This is a genomic window from Streptomyces inusitatus (assembly GCF_014651115.1).
Classification (GTDB): domain Bacteria; phylum Actinomycetota; class Actinomycetes; order Streptomycetales; family Streptomycetaceae; genus Streptomyces; species Streptomyces amakusaensis.
The window spans coordinates 66,370-89,075 of record NZ_BMWG01000001.1; the positions used below are offsets into that span (position 1 = coordinate 66,370).

21 protein-coding genes are annotated in these 22,706 nt (G+C 72.0%); 11 read left to right on the top strand and 10 right to left on the bottom strand.

What is annotated here, in order from left to right; translation table 11 throughout:
* Nucleotides 1–69 precede the first annotated feature (69 nt).
* A complete protein-coding gene (locus IE247_RS00310; RefSeq protein WP_190120780.1) occupies nucleotides 70–1,245 on the top strand; it encodes an ABC transporter ATP-binding protein in 1,176 nt (391 codons plus the stop codon).
* A gap of 3 nt (nucleotides 1,246–1,248) precedes the next feature.
* Here the strand turns inward: IE247_RS00310 and IE247_RS00315 are convergent, their stop codons facing one another.
* On the bottom strand, nucleotides 1,249–2,361 hold the full coding sequence (locus tag IE247_RS00315) for an alpha/beta hydrolase (protein ID WP_190120781.1): 1,113 nt from the start codon (nucleotides 2,359–2,361) through the stop codon (nucleotides 1,249–1,251).
* Between the two features lie 226 nt (nucleotides 2,362–2,587).
* On the opposite strand from IE247_RS00315, the gene IE247_RS00320 reads away from it, so the two are divergent.
* The 6 genes from IE247_RS00320 (at nucleotide 2,588) to IE247_RS00345 (ending at nucleotide 7,618) form a co-directional block, all read left to right on the top strand.
* Nucleotides 2,588–4,375, top strand: a complete 1,788-nt coding sequence (locus IE247_RS00320) for a phosphatidylglycerol lysyltransferase domain-containing protein (protein ID WP_373305479.1) — start codon at nucleotides 2,588–2,590, stop codon at nucleotides 4,373–4,375.
* Nucleotides 4,376–4,694: 319 nt separating this feature from the next.
* Complete coding sequence (folP, locus tag IE247_RS00325; RefSeq protein WP_229868358.1) at nucleotides 4,695–5,543, top strand: dihydropteroate synthase; 849 nt, start codon at nucleotides 4,695–4,697, stop codon at nucleotides 5,541–5,543.
* Nucleotides 5,540–5,992, top strand: coding sequence for a nuclear transport factor 2 family protein (locus tag IE247_RS00330; protein WP_190120783.1), 453 nt, complete (start codon nucleotides 5,540–5,542; stop codon nucleotides 5,990–5,992). Before folP ends, IE247_RS00330 begins: the two co-directional genes overlap by 4 nt.
* 147 nt (nucleotides 5,993–6,139) lie before the next feature.
* Nucleotides 6,140–6,499: a dihydroneopterin aldolase gene (gene folB, locus IE247_RS00335; RefSeq protein ID WP_190120784.1), complete on the top strand. Its 360-nt coding sequence runs from the start codon at nucleotides 6,140–6,142 to the stop codon at nucleotides 6,497–6,499.
* Nucleotides 6,496–7,083: a 2-amino-4-hydroxy-6-hydroxymethyldihydropteridine diphosphokinase gene (folK, locus tag IE247_RS00340; RefSeq protein ID WP_190120785.1), complete on the top strand. Its 588-nt coding sequence runs from the start codon at nucleotides 6,496–6,498 to the stop codon at nucleotides 7,081–7,083. Before folB ends, folK begins: the two co-directional genes overlap by 4 nt.
* Nucleotides 7,084–7,129: 46 nt before the next feature.
* The gene (locus IE247_RS00345) at nucleotides 7,130–7,618 is read left to right on the top strand and encodes a DUF3180 domain-containing protein (protein ID WP_190120786.1); all 489 of its coding nucleotides are present in this window, start codon (nucleotides 7,130–7,132) and stop codon (nucleotides 7,616–7,618) included.
* Nucleotides 7,619–7,699: 81 nt separating this feature from the next.
* Here the strand turns inward: IE247_RS00345 and folE are convergent, their stop codons facing one another.
* From folE to dacB, 6 genes are all read right to left on the bottom strand, one after another.
* The gene (gene folE, locus IE247_RS00350; protein ID WP_190120787.1) at nucleotides 7,700–8,305 is read right to left on the bottom strand and encodes a GTP cyclohydrolase I FolE; all 606 of its coding nucleotides are present in this window, start codon (nucleotides 8,303–8,305) and stop codon (nucleotides 7,700–7,702) included.
* Between the two features lie 137 nt (nucleotides 8,306–8,442).
* Nucleotides 8,443–10,473 (bottom strand): ATP-dependent zinc metalloprotease FtsH, encoded by a 2,031-nt coding sequence (gene ftsH / locus IE247_RS00355; RefSeq protein ID WP_190120788.1) that lies wholly within the window; start codon nucleotides 10,471–10,473, stop codon nucleotides 8,443–8,445.
* Nucleotides 10,474–10,659: 186 nt separating this feature from the next.
* Nucleotides 10,660–11,199 carry a hypoxanthine phosphoribosyltransferase gene (gene hpt / locus IE247_RS00360; protein ID WP_190121355.1) on the bottom strand — a complete coding sequence of 180 codons (540 nt, stop codon included), beginning with the start codon at nucleotides 11,197–11,199 and terminating at the stop codon, nucleotides 10,660–10,662.
* A 155-nt stretch (nucleotides 11,200–11,354) separates the two neighbouring features.
* Entirely contained in the window at nucleotides 11,355–12,482 is a 1,128-nt protein-coding gene (tilS, locus tag IE247_RS00365; RefSeq protein ID WP_190120789.1) for a tRNA lysidine(34) synthetase TilS, read from the bottom strand.
* Nucleotides 12,483–12,734: 252 nt separating this feature from the next.
* On the bottom strand, nucleotides 12,735–13,862 hold the full coding sequence (locus IE247_RS00370; RefSeq protein WP_190120790.1) for an Rv3626c family coenzyme F420 biosynthesis-associated protein: 1,128 nt from the start codon (nucleotides 13,860–13,862) through the stop codon (nucleotides 12,735–12,737).
* An 87-nt stretch (nucleotides 13,863–13,949) separates the two neighbouring features.
* On the bottom strand, nucleotides 13,950–15,332 hold the full coding sequence (dacB, locus tag IE247_RS00375; RefSeq protein ID WP_190121356.1) for a D-alanyl-D-alanine carboxypeptidase/D-alanyl-D-alanine endopeptidase: 1,383 nt from the start codon (nucleotides 15,330–15,332) through the stop codon (nucleotides 13,950–13,952).
* Nucleotides 15,333–15,527: 195 nt separating this feature from the next.
* Here dacB and IE247_RS00380 point away from each other — a divergent pair, with 195 nt between their 5' ends.
* The gene (locus IE247_RS00380; RefSeq protein WP_108151010.1) at nucleotides 15,528–16,022 is read left to right on the top strand and encodes an inorganic diphosphatase; all 495 of its coding nucleotides are present in this window, start codon (nucleotides 15,528–15,530) and stop codon (nucleotides 16,020–16,022) included.
* A gap of 293 nt (nucleotides 16,023–16,315) precedes the next feature.
* Nucleotides 16,316–17,983, top strand: coding sequence for a threonine/serine exporter family protein (locus IE247_RS00385; RefSeq protein ID WP_190121357.1), 1,668 nt, complete (start codon nucleotides 16,316–16,318; stop codon nucleotides 17,981–17,983).
* On the opposite strand, the gene IE247_RS00390 is transcribed toward IE247_RS00385, so the two are convergent.
* The 3 genes from IE247_RS00390 to IE247_RS00400 all read right to left on the bottom strand — a co-directional run bounded on the left by IE247_RS00390 (nucleotide 17,980) and on the right by IE247_RS00400 (nucleotide 20,417).
* Nucleotides 17,980–18,639 (bottom strand): DedA family protein, encoded by a 660-nt coding sequence (locus IE247_RS00390; protein WP_190120791.1) that lies wholly within the window; start codon nucleotides 18,637–18,639, stop codon nucleotides 17,980–17,982. The two genes, IE247_RS00385 and IE247_RS00390, sit on opposite strands and share 4 nt — an antisense overlap.
* A 225-nt stretch (nucleotides 18,640–18,864) precedes the next feature.
* Nucleotides 18,865–19,428 (bottom strand): flavin reductase family protein, encoded by a 564-nt coding sequence (locus tag IE247_RS00395; protein ID WP_229868359.1) that lies wholly within the window; start codon nucleotides 19,426–19,428, stop codon nucleotides 18,865–18,867.
* The gene (locus IE247_RS00400; protein WP_190120792.1) at nucleotides 19,422–20,417 is read right to left on the bottom strand and encodes an LLM class oxidoreductase; all 996 of its coding nucleotides are present in this window, start codon (nucleotides 20,415–20,417) and stop codon (nucleotides 19,422–19,424) included. Before IE247_RS00400 ends, IE247_RS00395 begins: the two co-directional genes overlap by 7 nt.
* Nucleotides 20,418–20,503: 86 nt before the next feature.
* On the opposite strand from IE247_RS00400, the gene IE247_RS00405 reads away from it, so the two are divergent.
* Both IE247_RS00405 and gad read left to right on the top strand, forming a co-directional pair.
* A complete protein-coding gene (locus IE247_RS00405; protein ID WP_190120793.1) occupies nucleotides 20,504–21,145 on the top strand; it encodes a TetR/AcrR family transcriptional regulator in 642 nt (213 codons plus the stop codon).
* A gap of 125 nt (nucleotides 21,146–21,270) precedes the next feature.
* Nucleotides 21,271–22,695 (top strand): glutamate decarboxylase, encoded by a 1,425-nt coding sequence (gad, locus tag IE247_RS00410; protein WP_190120794.1) that lies wholly within the window; start codon nucleotides 21,271–21,273, stop codon nucleotides 22,693–22,695.
* Nucleotides 22,696–22,706: the final 11 nt, after the last annotated feature.

Here is a 22,706-nt window from a genome sequence, read left to right on the forward strand (position 1 = left end):
GACAATCGCCGACGGGCGGCGCACGCCGGCAACACGGCCTTCACACAACACGCGTCACATTGGGGAACCATGATCCGTTTCGAGAATGTCACCAAGCGATATCCGGACGGGACGACGGCCGTCGACGATCTCTCCTTCGAGGTGGCCGAAGGCGAACTGGTCACCCTGGTGGGGCCGTCCGGCTGCGGCAAGACGACCACGATGAAGATGGTCAACCGGCTCATCGAGCCGAGCGAGGGGCGGATATTCCTCGACGGCGAGGACATATCCACCGTCGACCCGGTGCGGCTGCGCCGCCGGATCGGCTATGTCATCCAGCAGGTCGGCCTCTTTCCGCACAAGACGGTCCTGGAGAACACCGCGACCGTCCCCCAGCTGCTGGGCTGGCGGCGCGCCAAGGCCCGGGCCCGCGCGGCCGAGCTGCTGGACCTGGTCGGCCTCGACCCCTCCGTCTACGGCGACCGCTACCCCGAACAGCTCTCCGGCGGCCAGCGGCAGCGGGTCGGGGTGGCCCGCGCGCTCGCGGCGGACCCGCCCGTACTGCTGATGGACGAGCCGTTCGGCGCGGTCGACCCGGTGGTGCGCGAGCATCTCCAGAACGAGTTCCTCCGGCTCCAGTCCCAGGTCCGCAAGACGGTCCTCCTCGTCACCCACGACATCGAGGAGGCGGTCCGGCTCGGGGACCGCATCGCCGTCTACGGCACGGGCCGGATCGAGCAGTTCGGCGCGCCTGCCGCCGTGCTCGGGGCCCCGGCGACGCCCTATGTGGCCGACTTCGTCGGCGCGGACCGCGGTCTCAAGCGGCTCTCGGTGACCCCGATCGAGGAGAGCGACCTGGAGGAGCCGCCCGTCGTCCGGCTGGACGACCGGCTGCCCCGGGAGCTGGGCGCGCGCTGGGCCGTCGTCCTGGACGCGCGGGGCGATCTGCACGGCTGGATCTCCGCCGAGCAGGCCCGCGCCGAGGGCACGGTCGCTGAGCACGCCCGCCGGATGGACGCCTGGCTGCCGCTGGGGGCCTCGCTCAAGCAGGCCTTCTCCACCATGCTCCAGCACGACGCGGGCTGGATCGCGGTGATCGACGCGGAGGGGACGGGCCGGTTCCTGGGGGTGCTGACCCCGGCGCGCCTCCACGAGGCGCTGCGGCGCTCGATCGACGCGGACGCGCAGGACATCCCCCGGGCGGCGGTGGACCTGGAGTCGATCGCCACGATCACGGCGGCCACCGGCCCGAACGAGAGGCCGTAGCGGTCAGGCGGCCCTGAGCCGGTCGCTCATCCACTCCAGCGCGGGCGGGACCTGGCGCGCCCAGGTGTTGAAGTTGTGCCCGCCGCTGTCGAGGATGATCGAGGAGACCCGGGCGGGCGGCCGCACCTTGCCGATGAACTCACGGGTCGCCGCGAGGTTGTCCTCGCCCTTCAGGGAGCTGGTCACCAGGAACGAGGCGTCCGGCTGCGGCAGCCGGTCCAGGCTCCACAGCAGATCCGCCCGGTCCCTCAGCGACTGGTCGCCCTGGAAGAGATCGCCGGTGGTGGGGTCCTCGGCCGCCCGGTAGTACGGGGAGAGCCCGGCCCCCACCGAGTACTGCTCCGAGTGGTGCATGGCGATCTTCAGCGCGCAGTAGCCGCCCGTGGAGACGCCGATGACGCCCCAGCCGCGCGGCTCGGTCCCCACCCGGTAGCTCCGCGAGACCGCCGCCGGCAGATCCCGGCCGAGGAAGGTCTCCGCCTGCGGCCCGCCCGGGATGTCCACGCACTCGGTGTCCCTCGGCGGGGCGACGGTCGAGCGCAGCATGATGAGAACCATCGGCTGCATCTTGCCCTCCCTGGCCTTGCGGAACGCGATCTGCGGATACTTCTGCCCCTTGATCAGGTTCTCCGCCATCCCGGGGTAGCCGGTCAGCGCGACCACGGCCGGAAAGGATCTCCCCCGGTGCTCGGACTGAAAGTATTCCGGCGGCAGATAGACATAGGCGGAACTGGTGATCCCCGACTTCTCCCCGGAGATCACGACCTTCTGGATCTGCCCGCCCCGGTCCGGCCGTGAGCCGCCCTCCACCGGGGCCATTCGCCTCTCGACCACCTTGATCCGCTGCTGTCCGGCCGAGTGGTCCACCACCACACCGAGCTTCTGTTCACGGCCGAGAAGGTCGGACCAGGAGCCGTAGAACAGAAAAGCGTTGTTCGCCGCCAGTCCCACCGACACGAAGAGCGCGAGCTGGGTCGCCAGCAGCAGTCCGATCCGGCCGCCGACCGCCCGCCAGCCGCGCCCGGCCAGCCGGGGCCAGCACCAAATGGTCGTGGCGAACAGCCCCACCGCCGCCGCGACGGCACCGGCGAGAACATAGCCACTGGTCAGACCCATGAGTTTGCTGAACTCCCTATTACCGCGAGATTTCCGGTGTCCGAGTAAACCCGCTTCCTTAAAGTCCCGTCCTAGGGAACGCATATCGTCCGGACGCTGCCTGACTGCGGCCCATGGGCGCAGGGCTGATCCGGAGTCATGGGAAGCGATGTCTGTAACGGTAGATGTAGATGGGGACAAAACGGAATTGGTTCCGGGCGCGCGGGGCACCCGGCTGATCCGCGGGATGCCACGCGGCCCCCGCCCCGAGTCGGTTCCCACGCTGATCGGCACGGCCTGTGCCCTCGTCGGACTGATCGACCTCGCCGCCGGGGTGTTCCCCGCCTTCCGCCGCAGTTGGGCGCACACGGCCGCCGGGGTGCTCCCGGGCGTCACCGACCCCGTCACGGCCGGTCCCCTCGCCGCCGCGCTCCCGCTCGCCGCGGGCGTGCTGACGCTTCTCCTCGCCCACGGGCTCAAGCGCCGCAAGCGCCGGGCCTGGCAGGCCGCGGTGGTGCTGCTGCCCATCGAGGCGGCCGGGCAGTTCGCGTACCGGCACTCGGCCGTCACCGTCCTCGCCTCCCTGGCCGTCCTCGCGCTGCTGCTCGCGCACCGGCGCGAGTTCTCCGCGCTGCCCGATCCGCGCGGCCGGCGGGCCGCGCTCACCGGCTTCGCCCTCATGGGCTCCGCGTCGATCGGCATCGGCACGGCCGTCGTGGGCGGGCGCCCGCGCGAGACGCTCGGCGACCCCTCACTCGCCGACCTGCTGCTGCACACCCTCTGCGGGCTCCTCGGCTTCGAGGGACCCGTCGACCACACCGGGGACGCCTCATCGGCCGTGGGCTGCTCGCTCGCCGCGCTCGGCCTGCTCACCGCCGTCACCGCACTCCATCTCGCGCTGCGGCCCGAGCGCCCGGCCGCCCGGCTCCCGAAGGACGACGAGCACCGGCTGCGCGATCTGCTCGCCCGGCACGGCGACCGGGACTCGCTCGGCCACTTCGCGCTCCGCCGCGACAGGGAAGTGGTCTTCTCCCCCAGCGGCAAGGCCGCCGTCAGCTACCGCGTCGTCTCCGGGGTGATGCTCGCCGGCGGCGACCCGATAGGCGATGTGGAGGCCTGGCCCGGCGCGATCGAACGCTTCATGGCCGAGGCCGACGCGCACTCCTGGACCCCCGCCGTCATGGGCTGCTCCCGGACCGGGGGCGAGGTGTGGACCCGCGAGAGCGGCCTCGACGCGCTCGAACTGGGCGACGAGGCGGTGGTCGACGTCGCGGACTTCTCGCTCTCCGGACGCCCCATGCGCAATGTGCGCCAGATGGTGAACCGGATAGAGCGCGGCGGCTGCACCACCCGGGTGCGCCGGGCCCACGACATCCCCGACGAGGAGCTGACGGCGATCCGCCGGGCCGCCGGGGAGTGGCGGGGCACCGCGACCGAGCGCGGCTTCTCCATGGCGCTGGGGCGGATCGGCGACCCGGCGGACGGGGACGCGGTGATCGCCACCGCGCACAAGGCCGACCCCTCCTCCCCCTACGGGGACCTGAAGGCGATCATCCACTTCGTGCCCTGGGGCACGGACGGCATGTCCCTGGAGCTGATGCGGCGCGACCGCTCCGCCGACCCCGGCATGAACGAGCTGCTGATCGTCGCCGCGCTCCAGGCCGCACCCGGGCTGAAGGTCGAGCGGGTCTCCCTCAACTTCGCGATGTTCCGCGCCGCGCTCGCCCGGGGCGAGCGGATCGGCGCGGGCCCGGTGCTGCGGCTCTGGCGAGGACTGCTGATCTTCCTCTCCCGCTGGTTCCAGATCGAGTCCCTCTACAAGTTCAACGCCAAGTTCCGGCCACGGTGGGAGCCGCGATTCGTGGTCTTCCGCAACGTCCGCGACCTGCCCAGGGTCGGTCTCGCCGCGATGCGCGCCGAAGGCTTCATCACCCTCCCCCACCCCCGCCCACTCCCCGCCCGCCCCCACCGCCCCTGCGCCCACATCCGCCCGTACCCGCAGGAGAGCGCCCCGGGAGCGGTGCGTCCGGTCTGAGGACACGACCGGGGAGTGTCTTCGAAGTAGCGTCGTCCGCCCGTAATGGGGGTCCCCCCGGGCCGAAGGCCCAGGGGGAGGGTCTGGCGGGTTCTGGTGCTCCCCCTGGGCTTCGCCCGGGGGGGGACCCCCAGATCGCAAGGCGGAGGAAGGAGCCCACGCGGTGGGGGTACCACCCGGGCCGCCAGGCCCAGGGGGCCGTAGGCGACTGACGACAACGCAGCGTGGGGGTACCTCCCGGGCCGCCAGGCCCAGGGGGAGTGCGTGCCAGGGCACGACAGGCAGACGGGACTTCGAGGACACGACCTAGGCTGGGGGTATGAGTACGTTGAGCGGGTTGCCGGAATGGGATCGCTGCGCGGTCATGGGCGTCGTCAATGTGACGCCGGATTCCTTCTCGGACGGCGGTCGCTGGTTCGACACCACCGCGGCCGTCAAGCGCGGTCTCGACCTGGTCGCCGACGGCGCGGATCTCATCGATGTCGGAGGCGAGTCCACCAGGCCCGGAGCGAGCCGGGTGGACGAGGAGGAGGAGCTGCGCCGGGTCGTCCCGGTGGTGCGGGGTCTCGCCGCCGAGGGGGTCACGGTCTCCGTCGACACCATGCGCGCCTCGGTCGCCGACCGGGCCGTCGCCGCGGGCGCGGCCCTGGTCAACGATGTCAGCGGTGGTCTCGCCGACCCCGCCATGGTCCCGGCCGTGGCCTCCGCCGGGGTGCCCTTCGTGGTGATGCACTGGCGCGGCTTCAGCCAGGACATGAACAGCAGGGCGGTGTACGAGGACGTCGTCGCCGAGGTCATCGCCGAGCTGGGGGAGCGGATGGACGCGGTCGTCGCCGGCGGGATCGATCCGGAGCGCATCGTGATCGACCCGGGGCTCGGTTTCGCCAAGGACGCCCGGCACGATCTGGCCCTGGTCGCCCACATCCGCGACTTCCGGGCGCTGGGCCGCCCGCTGCTCGTCGCCGCCTCGCGCAAACGATTCCTCGGCCATGTGCTGGCCCTGGACGCCCGTGACGGCGCTCCGCCGCGCGCCCGGGAGCGGGACGCGGCCACCGCCGCCGTCTCCGCGATCGCGGCGCACGAGGGCGCGTGGGCGGTCCGCGTCCATGAGGTGCGGGCCACCGCCGACGCCGTCCGGATCGCGCACGCCGTCGAGGCCGCCCGGTGAGCCGTACCGACATCGAGCAGGTGGAGGACGCCAACACCACGTTCTACGAGACGATGGAGCGCGGCGACTTCGACGCCCTCCAGGCGCTCTGGCTGGACGACGACGTCTCCTGCGTCCATCCGGGGTGGCCGGTGCTCTCCGGGCGCGGCGAGGTGCTGCGCTCGTACGCGCTGATCATGGCGAACACGGAGTACATCCAGTTCTTCCTGACCGATGTGCGGGTGAGCCTGGTCGGCGACACCGCGCTGGTGACCTGCACGGAGAACATCCTGAGCGGCGGGCCCGCCGAGGAGGGCGGGGAGCTGGGGCCGCTGGTGGGCCAGCTGGTGGTGGCGACCAATGTGTTCCGCCGCACTTCGCAGGGGTGGAAGATCTGGTCGCACCACGGGTCGCCGGTGCTGACGGAGACCGAGGGCGACAAGACCGCGGACGAGGACTCCCCCTCGTAAGACCGGGCCCCGCGAGCGGGCGGTGTCGGTGCTCGCAGGTAGATTCGAATGGGTACACGGGCCGTGGATCTCTGGATGCGTGGCTGTATGCCCGTCATGCCCGTCAAACGCATGCCCGTCAAACGTACGAGAGCAGGAGTGATTCGCGTGGATCGTGTCGCGCTGCGCGGCCTCAAGGCCCGCGGGCACCATGGCGTCTTCCCCCGGGAGCGCGAAGAGGGCCAGACTTTCATCGTGGACCTGGTGCTCAGCCTCGACACCCGCCCCGCCGCGGCCGACGACGACCTGGCGAAGACCGTGCACTACGGCGTGGTGGCGGAGGAGGTCGTCGCGGTCGTGGAGGGCGAGCCCGTCGACCTGATCGAGACCCTGGCGGAGCGGATCGCCCGGACCTGTCTCAAGCACGACGGCGTTCAGGAGGTCGAGGTGGTGGTGCACAAGCCGGACGCGCCGATCACCGTGCCCTTCGACGACGTGACCATCACGATCACCCGGAGCCGAGTATGAGCGACCCCACGGTTCAGCCCGTGCCCGCGTCCGTGGTCGAGCAGGTGGACGCGGCGGACATCACCCTCTCCAACCCGCACCGCGCCGTGATCTCCCTCGGCTCGAACCTGGGCAACCGCCTGGAGACCCTCCAGGGGGCCGTCGACGCCCTGGAGGACACCCCGGGGGTCCGGGTCAAGGCCGTCTCCCCGGTGTACGAGACGGAGCCCTGGGGCGTGGAGCCCGGCTCCCAGCCCTCGTACTTCAACGCGGTCGTGCTGCTGAAGACGACCCTGCCGCCCGATTCGCTGCTGGAGCGGGGCCAGGCCATCGAAGAGGCCTACGACCGGGTGCGGGACGAGCGCTGGGCCCCGCGCACAATCGATGTGGACATCGTGGCGTACGCGGAGATCGTCTCGGACGACCCGGTGCTCACCCTCCCCCACCCCCGGGCGCACGAGCGGGCCTTCGTGCTCGCCCCGTGGCACGACGTGGACCCGGAGGCCGAGCTGACGGGCCGCGGCCCGGTGGCGGAGCTGCTGGAGGCCGTGGGCCGGGCGGGCGTGCTTCCCCGGCCCGATCTGGAACTCCGTCTGCCGGAGTAGTCGTTAGGCTCTTGGGTGGCACTGTGACGGAAGGACGGCTCTCTCGGTGAAGCAACTACGGGTCGGTGTGCTGGCCGGTCTCTTCGCCGGGGCGGGCCTGCTGTCGTGGGCGGCCGCGCGGCTGTGGGACTCGTTCGGCTCGCTGCCGAGCGTGCCGCTCGCCGCCCCCATCGTGCTGGCGGCGATCGCGGCGGTTCTGGCGGCGACGGCCCTGTCCCTGCGGACCCGGCTGAAGGCCCAGCGGGAGCGCCGTGCCGGGGCCAAGGGCGTGGAGCCGCTGATGGCGGCGCGAGCGGTGGTCTTCGGCCAGGCGAGCGCCCTGGTGGCCGCGCTGGTGAGCGGGGCGTACGGCGGGGTGGGCGTGTTCCTGCTGGGGTCGCTGGACGTCCCGGCCCGCCGGGAGCAGGCGATCCTCGCGGGCTTCTCGGTGCTGGCGGGAGCGGCGGTGATCGCCGCCGCGTTCTTCCTGGAGCGGGTCTGCCGCCTCCCGGAGGACACCGACACGCCCCACGGCACCGGCACCGCCCGCGCCTGAGCGGGGGCGGGCGGCCGGGCCGAAGAGCCGGGCCGGGGAGCCGTCCCGGGCCGGGCCGGGCCGTCAGCGGCCCGTAGCCGGTCAGCGGGCCATGATCAGGCTCATGGCCTCATTGCGGGTGGCGGCGTGGCGGAGCTGGCCGCGCACGGCCGAGGTGATGGTCTTCGCGCCGGGCTTGCGCACCCCTCGCATGGTCATGCACATGTGCTCGCACTCGACCACGACGATCACCCCGCGCGGCTCCAGGATCTCCATCAGCGAGTCGGCTATCTGTGTGGTCAGCCGCTCCTGCACCTGGGGCCGGCGGGCATAGACGTCCACCAGCCGGGCCAGCTTCGACAGGCCGGTGATCTTTCCGTCCGAGGACGGGATGTAGCCGACGTGGGCGACCCCGACGAAGGGGACGAGGTGGTGCTCGCAGGAGCTCATGACCTCGATGTCCTTCACCAGGACCATCTCGTCGTGCCCGAGGTCGAACGTCGTCGTCAGCACATCCTCCGGCCGCTGCCACAGCCCGGCGAATATCTCCTTGTACGCCCGCGCCACGCGCGCGGGGGTCTCCTTCAGCCCTTCGCGGTCCGGGTCCTCCCCGACCGCGATGAGGAGCTCCCGGACGGCGTTCTCGGCCCGCTTCTCGTCGAACTCACCGATCGTGCCTTCGCCGTCCAACGTCACCGGGTCGGTCATCTGTGCCTCGCTCCTCTTGCTCTGTGCTGCGGCCGGACGAAGGTCATACGAATGCCGCGTCCCCCCAGGCTAAAACCTGGGGGGACGCGGCGTTCATTCCGGGCCCGTGCGACCGACCGGGTCACGGGCCGAATGCTCTAGCTCTCCGGACGCTCCTCCGGCACCGACTCCACGCCGGGGACCGATTCCACCGGCTGCGAGCCGTTGGCACCGGTGGCCCCGTTGGCGCCGTTGGTCAGCGCCAGCTCCTTCGGCGAGAGCACCGGAGGACGGGTGGAGGGCGTACGCCGGGAGGAACCGGTCCACGCCGGACGGGCCGGGCGCTTCACGATCGGGGCGAAGACCTCGGCGATCTGCTCCTTGCCGAGGGTCTCCTTCTCCAGCAGTTCGAGAACGAGGTTGTCGAGCACATCGCGGTTCTCGACCAGGATTTCCCAGGCCTCGTTGTGCGCGGTCTCGATGAGCTTCTTGACCTCTTCGTCCACCAGCGCGGCGACCTCTTCCGAGTAGTCGCGCTGGTGCCCCATCTCGCGGCCGAGGAAGGGCTCGGAGTTGTCTCCGCCGAACTTGATCGCACCGAGACGCTCGGTCATGCCGTACTGGGTGACCATCGCGCGGGCCGTGGTGGTGGCCTTCTCGATGTCGTTGGAAGCGCCGGTGGTCGGGTCGTGGAAGACCAGTTCCTCGGCGGCGCGTCCGCCCAGCATGTAGGCGAGCTGGTCGAGCATCTCGTTGCGGGTGGTCGAGTACTTGTCCTCGTCCGGGAGCACCATCGTGTAACCGAGGGCCCGGCCGCGGGACAGGATGGTGATCTTGTGGACCGGGTCGGAGTTCGGCAGAGCCGCCGCGACCAGGGCGTGGCCGCCCTCGTGGTACGCGGTGATCTTCTTTTCCTTGTCCGACATGATCCGGGTCCGCTTCTGCGGTCCCGCGACCACCCGGTCGATCGCCTCGTCCAGCGAGTGGTTGTCGATGAGCTTCTTGTCCCCGCGCGCGGTGAGCAGCGCGGCTTCGTTCAGCACATTGGACAGGTCCGCGCCGGTGAAGCCGGGCGTGCGCCGGGCGACCGCGCCCAGGTCGACGTCCGGGGCGACCGGCTTGCCCTTCTGGTGAACCTTGAGGATCTCCAGACGGCCCTGCATGTCCGGGCGGTCGACCGCGATCTGGCGGTCGAAGCGGCCCGGGCGCAGCAGCGCCGGGTCGAGGATGTCGGGCCGGTTGGTGGCGGCGATCAGGATGACGCCGCCCTTCACGTCAAAGCCGTCCATCTCGACCAGCAGCTGGTTGAGGGTCTGCTCGCGCTCGTCGTGACCGCCGCCGAGGCCCGCGCCGCGGTGCCGGCCGACGGCGTCGATCTCGTCGACGAAGACGATCGCCGGAGCGTTCGCCTTGGCCTGCTCGAAGAGGTCGCGCACCCGGGAGGCGCCGACGCCGACGAACATCTCCACGAAGTCGGAGCCGGAGATCGAGTAGAAGGGGACGCCGGCCTCGCCGGCGACGGCGCGCGCCAGCAGCGTCTTGCCGGTGCCGGGCGGGCCGTACAGCAGCACACCCTTGGGGATCTTGGCGCCGACGGCCTGGAACTTCGCCGGCTCCTGGAGGAACTCCTTGATCTCGTGGAGCTCCTCGACAGCCTCGTCGGACCCGGCCACATCGGCGAAGGTCGTCTTGGGGGTGTCCTTGGTGATCAGCTTGGCCTTGGACTTCCCGAAGTTCATCACCCGGGAGCCGCCGCCCTGCATCTGATTCATCAGAAACAGGAAGACCAGCACGATCAGTACGAAGGGCAGCAGGGAGAGCAGCACCGAGATGAAGGGGCTCTGCTTCGAGGGCGAGACGGTGTATCCCTTGGAGATGTCACCGGCCTCGTACTTCGCCTGAAGCTTCTCGGCGAGGGCGGAGCCCTGGGTGCCGATGTAGCTCGCCTGGATCTTGCCGCTGCCCTTGATCTTGTGGTCGCCCTTGAGGTCGACCTTGATGATCTGTTCGTCGCCGGTGGTCAGCTTGACCGAGTCGACCTGGTTCTTGTCGATCGCCTGGACGACCTGGCCGGTGTCCACTGTCTTGTAGCCGCCCGACGAGCCGACGACCTGCATCAACACGACCACGGCGAGGACGGCCAGCACGATCCACATGACCGGCCCACGGAAGTATCGCTTCACGTCCATCCATACGGGGCGGTGTCGCCCCGTCCCTCCTGCCCGTAGGTAAATGCTGCTGTGAGAAAAGACTGTTCTTCGGACGGTACCCCAGCATCGCTGCCGTGACCGCACGCCGGGGACGGCAAACCCGTCCTCCCACGGTCCAACGGCGAATCGGGGGTCTTGGTTCCCGGTGCGCGCCCGGGAGCCGGATCAGCCGCCGTAGACGTGCGGGGCGAGGGTGCCGACGAAGGGCAGGTTGCGGTACTTCTCCGCGTAGTCCAGCCCATAGCCGACGACGAACTCGTTGGGGATGTCGAAGCCGACCCACTTCACGTCGAGCGCGACCTTCGCGGCGTCCGGCTTGCGCAGGAGGGTGCACACCTCGATCGAGGCGGGCTCGCGCGAGCCGAGGTTGGACAGCAGCCACGAGAGCGTGAGCCCCGAGTCGATGATGTCCTCGACGATCAGGACGTGCTTGCCCTTGATGTCGGTGTCGAGGTCCTTGAGGATCCGCACCACTCCGGAGGACTGGGTGCCCGCGCCGTAGGAGGACACCGCCATCCAGTCCATGGTGACGGGGCTGGAGAGGGCACGGGCGAGGTCAGCCATGACCATCACCGCGCCCTTGAGGACACCGACGAGGAGGAGTTCCTTGCCCGCGTACTCCGCGTCGATCTTCGCGGCCAGCTCGGCCAGCTTCGCGTCGATCTCTTCCTTGGTGATGAGCACCGACTGAAGGTCGGTGCCCATGTCCTTCTCGTTCACGCGGTCGCTTTCTCTCTTCGCCGGGGTCCGGTACGCGTCCCCGGTCCGGCAGGAGTTGCCGGTGCCCGGGGGCCGGGGGTCCGGGCGCCCGTCAGGGGCTCCCGGGTGACCTCAGCCGCCGTGCTCGTGCCGCGGCTGCGTCAGCCTTGCCGGATGACAAGTCTGCCACTCTGCCGGCGCGCCTCGACGCGGCCGGGCAGGTTGATCGTCCCCTGCCCCCGCCAGCCGGTGATCAGACGGTCGACTTCCTCGACATGCCGGGCGAAGAGGGAGCCCGCCGGCGCGCCCGCGTCGATGACCGCCCGGCGCAGCACCCGGCGGCGCACGGCGGGCGGCAGCGCGTACAGCTTGGCGCACTCCAGCTGTCCGCTGTCGTCGCGTACGGAGGCGTCCGCGTCGGCGGCCCAGGTGTCCAGGGCGTCGGCGTCGTCGCGGGAGAGCTGGGCGGTGCGGGCGAGGGCTTCGACGACCCCCTTGCCGAGGGCCTTCTCCAGGGCGGGCAGCCCCTCGTGGCGCAGCCGGGAGCGGGTGTAGGCCGGGTCGGCGTTGTGGGGGTCGTCCCAGACGGGCAGGGACTGGACCATGCACGCCTTGCGGGCGGTCTGCCGGTCGAGCTGGAGGAAGGGGCGGCGGTAGCGGTCGTGCCGCCCCGAGACGGCGGCCATCCCGGAGAGGGAGCGGATGCCGGAGCCCCTGGCGAGTCCCAGCAGGACGGTTTCCGCCTGGTCGTCGCGGGTGTGGCCGAGCAGCACGGCGGCCGCCCCGTGCCGCTCGGCGGCGGCGTCCAGGGCGGCGTAGCGCGCGTCGCGGGCGGCGGCCCCGGGGCCCGCGTCGCGGCCCGCGCGGGCGGTGGTGGGCTCCACGGGGTCGAGGCCCATGGCGGTGAGACGGCCGGCGACTTCGGCGGCCCGGAGGTCGGAGCCGTGCTGGAGGCCGTGGTCGACGGTGATGCCGCCGGCGCGGACGGAGAGCTTGCGGGCCTCGAAGGCGAGGGCGGAGGCGAGCGCCATGGAGTCGGCGCCTCCGGAGCAGGCCACCAGGACCAGGGGGGTGGGGGTGGCGGGCCCGGCGGCGGAGGCCGCGGCGGCGCAGGCGGGGGTGGCCGACTGCCGCAGTCGTGCGATCCGGTCGGCGGGCGGGGCCGTGGCGGCCCGGTCGGGCTGAGGGGTGGTGCGGTCGGGCTGGGGGATGGCGCGTTCGGTCAGGACGTCGTGGAGTACGCGGCGGACCGCCAGGCGTATCGCCGCGACCGCAGGATGGGGACCCATGTCCGGTGCCCTTCATGGAGAGGTTGGGGGGTGAGCCTCGGTTCGGAGTCGGAGCGGAGGTTCGGTCGACGTTCTCTGCGTGACCGAACCGCTGATTCGGTCACTGAGAGTGCGTCGATGGTGACAGAACCGAGCCGTTCCCCGAGCATCGCACGCCTGCCTACGGCCCCAGGGTCCCTCGGACGGGTGATGCTGTGCCCCCGAGGGGGTGTCCCCCGGCCCTCCCGAGGGCGCGCGTCCGTACGGTGTTCACTAATCCGCTCTGCGGTGCACCCGCGCGACCCAGTCCGCCGGTTTGGCGATCTCCGCCTTGGTCGGGAGGGTGTTGGGCGAGGTCCAGACCCGGTTGAAGCCGTCCATTCCCACTTCTTCCACCACGGCACGGACGAATCGCTCGCCGTCGCGGTACTGCCGGAGCTTGGCGTCGAGTCCGAGCAGCTTGCGGAGCGCCAGGTCGAGCCGGCTCGCGCCGCGCGCCCTGCGCTGCTGGAACTTCTCGCGGATCTCGGCGACCGAGGGCACCACATCGGGGCCGACGCCGTCCATCACGAAGTCGGCGTGGCCCTCCAGGAGGGACATCACCGCGGTGAGCCGGCCGAGGATCTCGCGCTGGGCGGGGGTCTGGACCAGCTCCACGATGGAGCGTCCGCCCTCGTCCTCCTCGCCCTCCGGGCGGGCCCCGGCCAGCGACTGGGCCGCCTCGCGCAGCCGTTCCAGGACGGTCATCGGGTCGACGTCGGTCTCCCCGAGGAATGACTGGATCTCGCCCTGGAGGTGGTCGCGGAGCCAGGGCACCCCGGTGAACTGGGTGCGGTGGGTCTCCTCGTGCAGACAGACCCAGAGGCGGAAGTCGTGCGGGTCGACCTCCAGCTCGCGCTCCACATGGACGATGTTGGGCGCGACCAGCAGCAGCCGTCCGCCGCCGTCGGCCCCGGCCGGAAGCTCACGGGTGGCGGGGGCGAAGGTCTCGTACTGTCCGAGCACCCGGGAGGCGAGGAAGGAGAGCAGCATGCCCAGCTCGACGCCGGTGACCTTGCCGCCGACGGCTCCGAGCATCGCGCCCGTGGTGCCGCCGGCCCTGCGGTCCTGCATCTTCTCCAGCAGCGGCTTGAGCAGCTCCCGGAAGCCCGCCACATTCGCCTTGACCCAGCCGGCCCGGTCCACGACCAGGACGGGGGTGTCCTCGGGGGCGTGGCTCTCCGGGATCATGCGGGTGAAGCCGCGCACATGCTCCTCGGACGCCTTGGCGTGCCGCCGCAGCTCGGCGACGATCGCGCGCGCCTCGTCCTTGCTCACCTCGGGTCCTGGCCGCACGAGGCGGGTCGCGGTCGCCACCGCGAGATTCCAGTCGACCATCTCGGCACCACCGATGCTCGTCATGCGTCAACCGTACGTGGTGCTCCCGCGCGGCGGTGAGGTGTTGGGCCCCGGGGGCCGGGGCGGGGAAGAAGGCCGAAGACGCCGGTGTCAGGAGACCAGCGCGGCCGCCAGTGCGTCCAGCGCGTCCTGGGCCTCGTCCCGCGAGGCGGTCCGGCCCGCGAGGAAGGCGAAGGCGAGGAGGCGGCCGTCGGGGGCGGCCACCGTGCCGGAGAGCGCGTTCACCCCGGTCAGGGTGCCGGTCTTGGCGCGGATCAGCCCCGAGCCGGGGTCGCCCTCGTCGTAGCGGGTGCGCAGGGTGCCGGTGAACCCGGCGACCGGGAGGCCGGTCAGCACCGGGCGCAGCTCCGGGCGGGCCGGTTCGGCCGCGCGGGCCAGCAGGGCGGTGAGCAGCCGGGCGGAGACCCGGCTCTTGCGGTCGAGTCCGCTGCCGTCGGCGAACCGCGCCCCGGCCAGCGGGAGCCGCAGCCGGGAGAGCTGCGCGCGCACCGCCCGGCCGCCGCCCGCGAAGTCGGCCTTCTCGCCGAGTGCCAGGGCGGTCTGCCGGGCGAGGGACTCGGCGAGGTCGTTGTCGCTGTCCGTCAGCATCCGTTCGGCGAGCGCGGCGAGCGGCTCGGACAGGACCTTCGTGAGGGGCCGCGATCCGGCGGCGGGATGGCCGGGGGCGGGCGGGGCGGCGATCCGCACCCCGCGCCGGTCGAGCATCCGGGCGAAGGCCCGGGCGGCCTCGCCCGCGGGGTCGTGGCTGCGTTCCGCGTATCCGGCGGACTCGGCGTCGATCCGGCCCTGGTCGACCATGAGCGCGGTGACCGGGGCGATGTTCCCGTTCATCCCGATGGGGTGCAGGGGGTTGCCCGTGTACAGGGAGATGTCGTAGCTCAGCCGTACGGAGGTGAGTCCGCGCGTCTTGAGGGCGCGCGCGGTGCGGTCGGCGAGGAGCCGCAGTCCGGCGCCGTCCAGGCTCGCGTCGCCGCCGCCGACCAGGGTGAGCCGGTCCTCGGCCGCGACGACGGCGGTGGGGATGCGGTGGTCGGGGCCGAGCGCGGTGAGCGCCGCCGCCGCGGTGGCGATCTTGATGGTGGAGGCCGGGGGCATCGCCTTGTCCGCGCCCTCGCCGTAGAGCCGGCGGCCGGTGGAGACATCGATCACGGAGGCGGTGCGGAGGGGGCCGAGGCCGGGGTCGTCGAAGAGCGGCCGGAGCTTCTCGCCCAGCTCCCCGGGCTTGGCGTCGGCGGCTTTGGAGGCGGGGCGTCCGCCGAGCGGATCGAGCACCCCGGGGGCGCTGGGCGCGGGGGCGGGACGCTTTGGACCTGGGGCTTTGTGGTCGGTGTCGGTCTTCGCGGCGGCCCATTCCCGCTCGGCCTCGCGCTGTCCGGATTCCCAGGGTCCGGCGGCTGCCACGGCCCCGGCGGCGATGACCAGCCCCAGCGCCGTCGCGCCCGCCGCGAGCTGCCACGTCCTGATCACCGGCACCTCGCACCAGCCCCTTTCGCGATCACACACCTGCGTGAGGGACACTTAATCACCAGAACTGCGTCTTGCCGTGTGCACGGCACCCCGGTCAGCACCCGGTCGGCACCAGCGACCACACGGCTGGGGGTCCGGGGAGTCTTCACCGGAAGGGCACAGCACGACCGGATTTTTGTGTTGATCATGGAGGAGCCACACGTGGAGTTCGACGTCACCATCGAGATCCCGAAGGGTTCGCGTAACAAGTACGAAGTGGACCACGAGACGGGTCGCATCCGTCTGGACCGTCGACTCTTCACCTCGACCAGCTACCCGGCCGACTACGGCTTCGTCGAGAACACCCTCGGCGAGGACGGCGACCCGCTGGACGCGCTGGTCATCCTGGACGAGCCGACTTTCCCGGGCTGCCTCATCAAGTGCCGTGCCATCGGCATGTTCCGGATGACGGACGAGGCGGGCGGCGACGACAAGCTGCTCTGCGTGCCGGCCTCGGACCCGCGCGTCGAGCACCTGCGGGACATCCACCACGTCTCGGAGTTCGACCGCCTGGAGATCCAGCACTTCTTCGAGGTCTACAAGGACCTGGAGCCCGGCAAGTCCGTCGAGGGCGCGAACTGGGTCGGCCGCACCGAGGCCGAGGCCGAGATCGAGGCCTCCTACAAGCGTCTGGAGGCTCAGGGCGGCGCTCACTGACGCCCTGACAGCGACGTCGTCGCGGGCGGGACACCTCCGGGTGTCCCGCCCGCGGTGCGTTCCCCCGGACCGTCCGGTACCTCGCGCCGGACCGGGCAGAAGATCCCGGAGTCGTACGTCGGCATGTCCACGCACATACTGAGCGCGGACACCGGCGGAACAAGAGGGAGCGAGGGCGGCACGTGGTGGCGGAACCGGAGGTTCCGGAGGACCGGGACCCGAAGGACCGGAAGCGCTCGAAGGACTCGGACGGCGCACCGGGCCCCGATGTCCCCAAAAGCCCCAGAGCCGCCATGGGCCCGGTGGTCGTGCCAGCCCCCGAAGAGCGCAAACCGCACTCCGACGAGGCGCACAGCGCCTTCGCCCCACCGCCGGGAGTCGCTCCGCCGGAGCCCCCGGAGGAGGACCAGCCCACCTCGGAATTCAGCCTTCCGCCGGGGACGGCCCCGGCGGAGGCCCCGGTCGAGCAGCAGGAAGGTTCCGCCTTCGCGACGCCGAGCACCTACAGCTTCCGCCACTCGCCGCCCGTCTTCACCCCCTCGCACGGGATCCCGGCGGTCCGGCTGACCACGGACGCTCCCTGGCAGGACCGGATGCGGGCCATGCTGCGGATGCCGGTGGGCGAGCGCCCGGTGCCGGAGATCGTGCAGAAGCAGGACGAGGGCGGCCCGGCCGTGCCCCGCGTACTCGACCTCACCCTGCGCATCGGCGAGCTGCTGCTCGCGGGCGGCGAGGGGGCCGAGGACGTCGAGGCGGCGATGTTCGCGATCTCGCGCAGTTATGGGCTCGACCGCTGCGAGCCGACCGTCACCTTCACCCTGCTCTCCATCACGTACCAGCCCTCGCTGGTGGACGACCCGGTGACGGCGAACCGGACGGTGCGCCGCCGGGGCACCGACTACAACCGGCTGGCGGCGGTCTACCGGCTGGTCCACGACATCAGCGACCAGGACACCGAGGTCTCCCTGGAGGAGGCCTACCGCAGGCTGGCGGAGATCCGGCGGAACCGGCACCCCTACCCCGGCTGGGCGCTCACGGTGGCGGGCGGGCTGCTGGCCGGCTCGGCCTCGGTGCTGGTCGGCGGCGATCTGCTGGTCTTCCTCGCGGCGGCGGTCAGCGCCATGCTCGGCGACCGGCTGGCCTGGCTCTTCGCGGGCCGCGGACTGCCGGAGTTCTACCAGTTCGTCGCCGCCGCGATGCCGCCCGCCGCGATGGGCGTGGCGCTCACCCTCTCCCCGCTCGACGTCCGCGCCTCCGCGGTGATCACCGGTGGGCTGTTCGCGCTGATCCCGGGGCGGGCCCTGGTCGCGGGCGTCCAGGACGGGCTGACCGGCTTCTACATCACCGCGGCGGCCCGGCTCCTCGAAGTCGGCTATCTGATCGTCGGCATCGTCGTCGGCGTGCTGGTGGTGCTCTATCTGGGGATCGCGCTGGGCGCGGTCCTCACCCCGGAGACCGCCCTCCACGCGGTGGAGCGCCCCGAGGTCCAGCTGCTGGCGGCGATGGGGCTCTCCCTCTGCTTCGCGGTCCTGCTCCAGCAGGAGCGGGACACCGTGTGGCTGGTGACGCTGAACGGCGGAGTCGGCTGGGTGGTGTACGGGGTGCTCGCGAACACCTCGGACGTGCCGCCGGTCGCGGCGACGGCGGCGGCGGCCGGGCTGGTGGGCCTCTTCGGGCAGATGCTCTCGCGGTACCGCTTCGCCTCGGCCCTGCCGTACATCACCGCGGCCATCGGGCCGCTGCTGCCGGGCAGCGCGACCTACTTCGGACTGCTGGCGATCGCCCGGGGCGATCTCAACGCGGGGCTCGCCTCGCTCTCCAAGGCGGCCGCCCTGGCGCTGGCCATCGCCATCGGGGTGAACCTCGGCAGCGAGATGTCCCGCCTCTTCCTCCGGGTGCCCGGCGGCACGGTCCGCTCCTCCGAGCCCCGCCGCGCGGCGAAGCGGACCCGCGGCTTCTAAGAAGCGGGCGGGGTCCGGGCGGGCTCCTCCTTCCGGCCCCCGGCGCGGGCCCGCAGCACCTCGACGACGATCGGGAGCACCGAGAGCAGCACGATGAGGATGAGGACCTTCTCGATGTGCCGGTGCACCAGATCGATCCCGCCGAGGCCCGCGCCGAGGAGGGTGACCCCGGCCCCCCAGAGCACTCCGCCGATGATGTTGAAGATGACGAAGGAGCGGTAGTTCATCCGGCTGACGCCCGCCACGACCGGGGTGAAGGTGCGTACGACGGGCACGAAGCGCGCCAGGACGAGCGACTTGGGGCCGTACTTCTCGAAGAAGTCGTGGGCCTTCTCCACGTTCTCCCGCTTGAAGAGACGGGAGTCGGGCCGTTTGAAGAGCGCCGGGCCGACCTTGCGGCCGAAGAGATAGCCGACCTGGTCGCCGACGACGGCCGCCGCCACGATGAGGGAGCACACCGCCCACAGCGGCAGCCCGTCCAGCTTTCCGGTGGTCACCAGCAGACCGGTGGTGAAGAGCAGCGAGTCGCCCGGCAGGAAGAACCCGATCAGCAGGCCGGACTCGGCGAAGACGATCACCAGGACCCCGATGAGGCCGAAGGTGCCGATGAGCCGGTCCGGGTCGAGCCAGTCCGGTCCGAGCGCGAGGGTGGTCACGAGGTCCGTGCTCCAAGGTCAGGGGTCGGTTCGAGCGGCGGTCGGGGCGGCGCGGGCATCGCCCCGGGACCTCAGAATGCACCGCGCGCGGCGCGCCGGGGCGGAGCCGCCCGGCCGGGGCCCCCGAAAGAAGCGGCCGGAGAAGGGCGTCGGGGCCTTCGACGCCCTTCCGGTCCGGGTGTACGGGAGTTGACGCCGGGCCCCGACGCCATCGGCGGCCGGGGCTCACCGCTCCGGCGGGGCCTCTTCGCCGGGCAGGCTCCGATAGCGGCGGTCCGCGTAGAGCAGCGGCCCGCCGGGGCCGGTGCCGGGGCCGGGGCCGTCCGGCAGCCGTACGCGGGTGACCTCGGCGATGACCAGCGTGTGGTCGGCGACCTCGACATGTTCCGCCGTACGGCAGGTCAGCACGGCGAGACTGCCCTCCAGTTCCGGCCCTGCGCCGTCGGCCGACGGGCGCGGGCGCAGTCCGGCGAACTCCTCCTCGCCGGGCTCGCGCCGCCCGGTGAAGCGGTCGGCGAGCGGGCGCTGGGCGTCCGCGAGGACATTGACCGTGAAGCCGCCGGTGCGCTCCACGGCGGCGAGGGTGCGGCTGCCCCGCTTCAGGGAGATCAGCAGGGTGGGCGGGTCGAGGGAGACCGAGAGCAGGGAGTTGACCGTCATTCCGTGCGGCCCCCGGGGGCCCTCGGTGGTGACGACCGCGACCCCGGTCGTCCAGCGGCGCATGGCGTCGCGGAACTCCTGGGCCCCCGGGAGGCGGCCGGTGCCGAGGCCGCCGGAACCGGCTACCACGAGGGGGCCTTCGGCGCGGGCCCGGCGAGCGCCGGGAAGTGCGGGACGACCTCTTCGCCCAGTTGGGCGACGACCTCGGCGGCCGGGCGGCGGCCGTGCTGGACGCCGAGCGCGCCGTGGTTGACCCCGGCCTCCTTCCAGCGGCCCAGGAGTTCGAGCAGCCCCTCGGTGCCGGTGCGCAGCACGAATCCGCCGCGCAGCGGGGTCGGCCGGTGCCGGGGGTCCTCGACGAGGTCGATCCACTCATTGGTGGCGACCGGGCGGAACCCCTCCCCGGGGACCAGCCTCCGCCAGTCGGCGATCTTGCGGCCGAGCGCCTTGGGGCCTTCGGGAGCGGCGGTCGCCATCGGGTAGATCAGCCGCCCGTCGGCGTGCTGGGCGATCCACTCCGGCGACTGCTGGGAGGAGCCGGTGACCAGCAGGGGTATCGCCCCGTGCACCGGCTTGGGCAGCAGATCGGTGCCCTGGAGCCGCGCCTTGGGCCCCACGGTCCCGAGCAGTTCCCGGAAGGCCTCGACCGTCTCGCGATACCGGGCTCCGCGCGTCGCGTGCTCGACGCCGTACGAGGGGAACTCGGCCGGGCGGTCGCCGGAGGCCACGCCGAGCACCAGCCGGCCGCCGCTGAGGTGGTCCAGCGACGCCGCCTGCTTGGCCAGGTCGATGGGGTGGCGCAGGGGGAGGATGACGCTGCCGGTGGCGAGGGCGATCCGGGAGGTGTGCGCGGCGAGCCAGGTCAGCGCCGACCAGGGGTCGTAGACCTGCCCGACGTCGCCGAAGGCGGGATCGGCGAGGGGGACGTCACGGACCCAGACCGCGGCGAATCCCGAGCGGTCGGCCCCCTGGACGACCTCGGTGTGGCCGCGCATCCCGTCCATCGTGCCCGCGTACGGCCGCAGCGGCAGGAACAGGCCCACGGTCAGCTCGCCCGGGGCGAACATCCGGGCGTATCCGGGGTGACCGGCCCAGGGGTCCGGCGCTGGTGTTGTCATGGCTACCGCTCACTTCTCTGGTTGGAACGTTCAGTCCAGACTATAACCAGGACTGGACCGAACGTTCCAACCAGTAGGATGGGCCCATGAGAGCCAGCGAAGTCAGGGAAGCCGGGAGAACCGCTCCGCGCCGGTCCGGCGCCGGCCGCTCCGACGCGGCGGACACCCGCTGCCGGATCATCGAGGCCACGGCCGCACTGCTCCAGCGGCAGGGGTACGAGAGCACCTCGGTCAAGGCCATCGCCGGGGCGGCGAACGCCTCGCCCAGCTCCGTCTACCACTTCTTCCCCGGGGGCAAGCAGGAGCTGGCGATCGAGGCGATGCGCCACGGCGCGGCCGAGTTCGGCGAGCTGATCGCCGAGGGCCTCGCCAGCTCCCCCGACCCGGCCGAGGCCACCGCCGCCTGCGCCCTGCTGCTGGCCGACACCCTCCGGGAGTCGGACTGGACCGACGGCTGCCCGGTCGCGGTCACCGCGCTGGAGACCGTCGGCCGGGTCCCCGGCCTCCAGGAGGCCGCGACCGAGGCGCTGACCCGCTGGCGGAGCCTGGTCGCCGCCAAGCTCCAGGAGAGCGGCATCGAACCGGCCGCGGCCCGCTCCCTGGCCGGCACGGTCATCAGCATGCTGGAGGGGGCCGAGCTGCTGAGCCGGGTGAGCGGCGACGACACCCCGCTGCGGGACGCGGCCGTGCATCTCGCCCAGCTCGTACGGGCCTCCCCCCGGAGCTGAGGGCCGGGGAGCCCGGGAGCCGGGGCGGGAGCGCGGCGGGGCTCGCGTTGCGGCCGGTGCGCGCCCGTACGAGCCTGGGACCCGGGGTGCTTTCCTGCCGTACACCCGAAAGGCGGCGAGTGCGCATGCCACTCCACCAGGGCGCGAACCAGCCGTCCGAGCACGCCCGCGAGCGGCGCAGACTCTCCCTCAACCCGTTCTACGGAGAGGCGGACCCCGTCAGCGGGATGACGGCCGCACCGCCCACGCACCGGCTGCCGGACCGGCCGCTGCCGCCGATGACCGCGTACCGGCTGGTCCATGACGAGCTGATGCTCGACGGCAACTCACGGCTGAATCTCGCCACCTTCGTGACCACCTGGATGGAGCCGCAGGCCGGGGTGCTCCTGTCCGAGTGCCGCGACAAGAACATGATCGACAAGGATGAGTACCCGCGCACCGCCGAGCTGGAGCGGCGGTGTGTGGCGATGCTCGCCGATCTGTGGAACGCGCCCGACCCCTCGGCCGCCGTGGGCTGTTCCACCACCGGTTCGAGCGAGGCGTGCATGCTGGCGGGACTGGCGCTCAAGCGGCGCTGGGCGGCGCGGAACGCCGACCGCTATCCGGCGAACGCGCGGCCCAATCTGGTCATGGGCGTCAATGTGCAGGTGTGCTGGGACAAGTTCTGCAACTTCTGGGAGGTCGAGGCCCGCCAGGTGCCGATGGAGGGCGACCGCTTCCATCTGGACCCCCGGGCCGCCGCCGAACTCTGCGACGAGAACACCATCGGCGTCGTCACCGTGCTGGGCTCGACCTTCGACGGGTCCTACGAACCGGTCGCCGAGGTCTGCGCGGCCCTCGACGACCTCCAGGAGCGCACCGGGCTCGATGTCCCGGTTCATGTCGACGGGGCGTCGGGCGCGATGGTCGCGCCCTTCGTGGACGAGGATCTCGTCTGGGACTTCCGGCTGCCCCGGGTCGCCTCGATCAACACCTCGGGGCACAAGTACGGGCTGGTGTATCCGGGGGTGGGATGGGCGCTGTGGCGCTCCTCGGCCGAGCTGCCGGAGGAGCTGGTCTTCCGGGTGAACTACCTGGGCGGCGACATGCCCACCTTCGCCCTGAACTTCTCCCGCCCGGGGGCGCAGGTGGTGGCGCAGTACTACACCTTTCTGCGGCTGGGCCGTGAGGGTTACCGGGCCGTCCAGCAGACCGCCCGGGACATCGCCATGGCGCTCGCCGGGAAATTCGCCGCGCTGGAGGAGTTCCGGCTGCTCACCCGGGGCGACGAACTGCCGGTCTTCGCCCTGACCACCGCCGAGGGCGTGACGGCCTTCGACGTCTTCGACGTCTCGCGCAGGCTGCGGGAGCGCGGCTGGCTGGTCCCCGCCTACACCTTCCCGGCGAACCGCACGGATCTCTCGGTGCTGCGGGTGGTCTGCCGGAACGGCTTCTCGGCGGATCTGGGCGATCTGCTGATGGAGGATCTGGGACAACTGCTGCCGGAGCTGCGCCGTCAGCAGTGCCCCCTGGGCACCGACACGGCGACGGCCACCGCCTTCCACCACTGAGGGGAGCGGTC

Excerpts from the sequence above, each read along its gene's own strand:
- IE247_RS00310 (WP_190120780.1), top strand. The coding sequence starts at position 70 with ATGATCCGTTTCGAGAATGTCACCAAGCGATATCCGGACGGGACGACG.
- IE247_RS00315 (WP_190120781.1), bottom strand. The coding sequence starts at position 2,361 with ATGGGTCTGACCAGTGGCTATGTTCTCGCCGGTGCCGTCGCGGCGGCG.
- IE247_RS00320 (WP_373305479.1), top strand. The coding sequence starts at position 2,588 with ATGCCACGCGGCCCCCGCCCCGAGTCGGTTCCCACGCTGATCGGCACG.
- folP (WP_229868358.1), top strand. The coding sequence starts at position 4,695 with ATGAGTACGTTGAGCGGGTTGCCGGAATGGGATCGCTGCGCGGTCATG.
- folK (WP_190120785.1), top strand. The coding sequence starts at position 6,496 with ATGAGCGACCCCACGGTTCAGCCCGTGCCCGCGTCCGTGGTCGAGCAG.
- folE (WP_190120787.1), bottom strand. The coding sequence starts at position 8,305 with ATGACCGACCCGGTGACGTTGGACGGCGAAGGCACGATCGGTGAGTTC.
- ftsH (WP_190120788.1), bottom strand. The coding sequence starts at position 10,473 with ATGGACGTGAAGCGATACTTCCGTGGGCCGGTCATGTGGATCGTGCTG.
- hpt (WP_190121355.1), bottom strand. The coding sequence starts at position 11,199 with ATGGGCACCGACCTTCAGTCGGTGCTCATCACCAAGGAAGAGATCGAC.
- tilS (WP_190120789.1), bottom strand. The coding sequence starts at position 12,482 with ATGGGTCCCCATCCTGCGGTCGCGGCGATACGCCTGGCGGTCCGCCGC.
- IE247_RS00370 (WP_190120790.1), bottom strand. The coding sequence starts at position 13,862 with ATGACGAGCATCGGTGGTGCCGAGATGGTCGACTGGAATCTCGCGGTG.
- IE247_RS00385 (WP_190121357.1), top strand. The coding sequence starts at position 16,316 with ATGGGCCCGGTGGTCGTGCCAGCCCCCGAAGAGCGCAAACCGCACTCC.
- IE247_RS00400 (WP_190120792.1), bottom strand. The coding sequence starts at position 20,417 with ATGACAACACCAGCGCCGGACCCCTGGGCCGGTCACCCCGGATACGCC.
- IE247_RS00405 (WP_190120793.1), top strand. The coding sequence starts at position 20,504 with ATGAGAGCCAGCGAAGTCAGGGAAGCCGGGAGAACCGCTCCGCGCCGG.
- gad (WP_190120794.1), top strand. The coding sequence starts at position 21,271 with ATGCCACTCCACCAGGGCGCGAACCAGCCGTCCGAGCACGCCCGCGAG.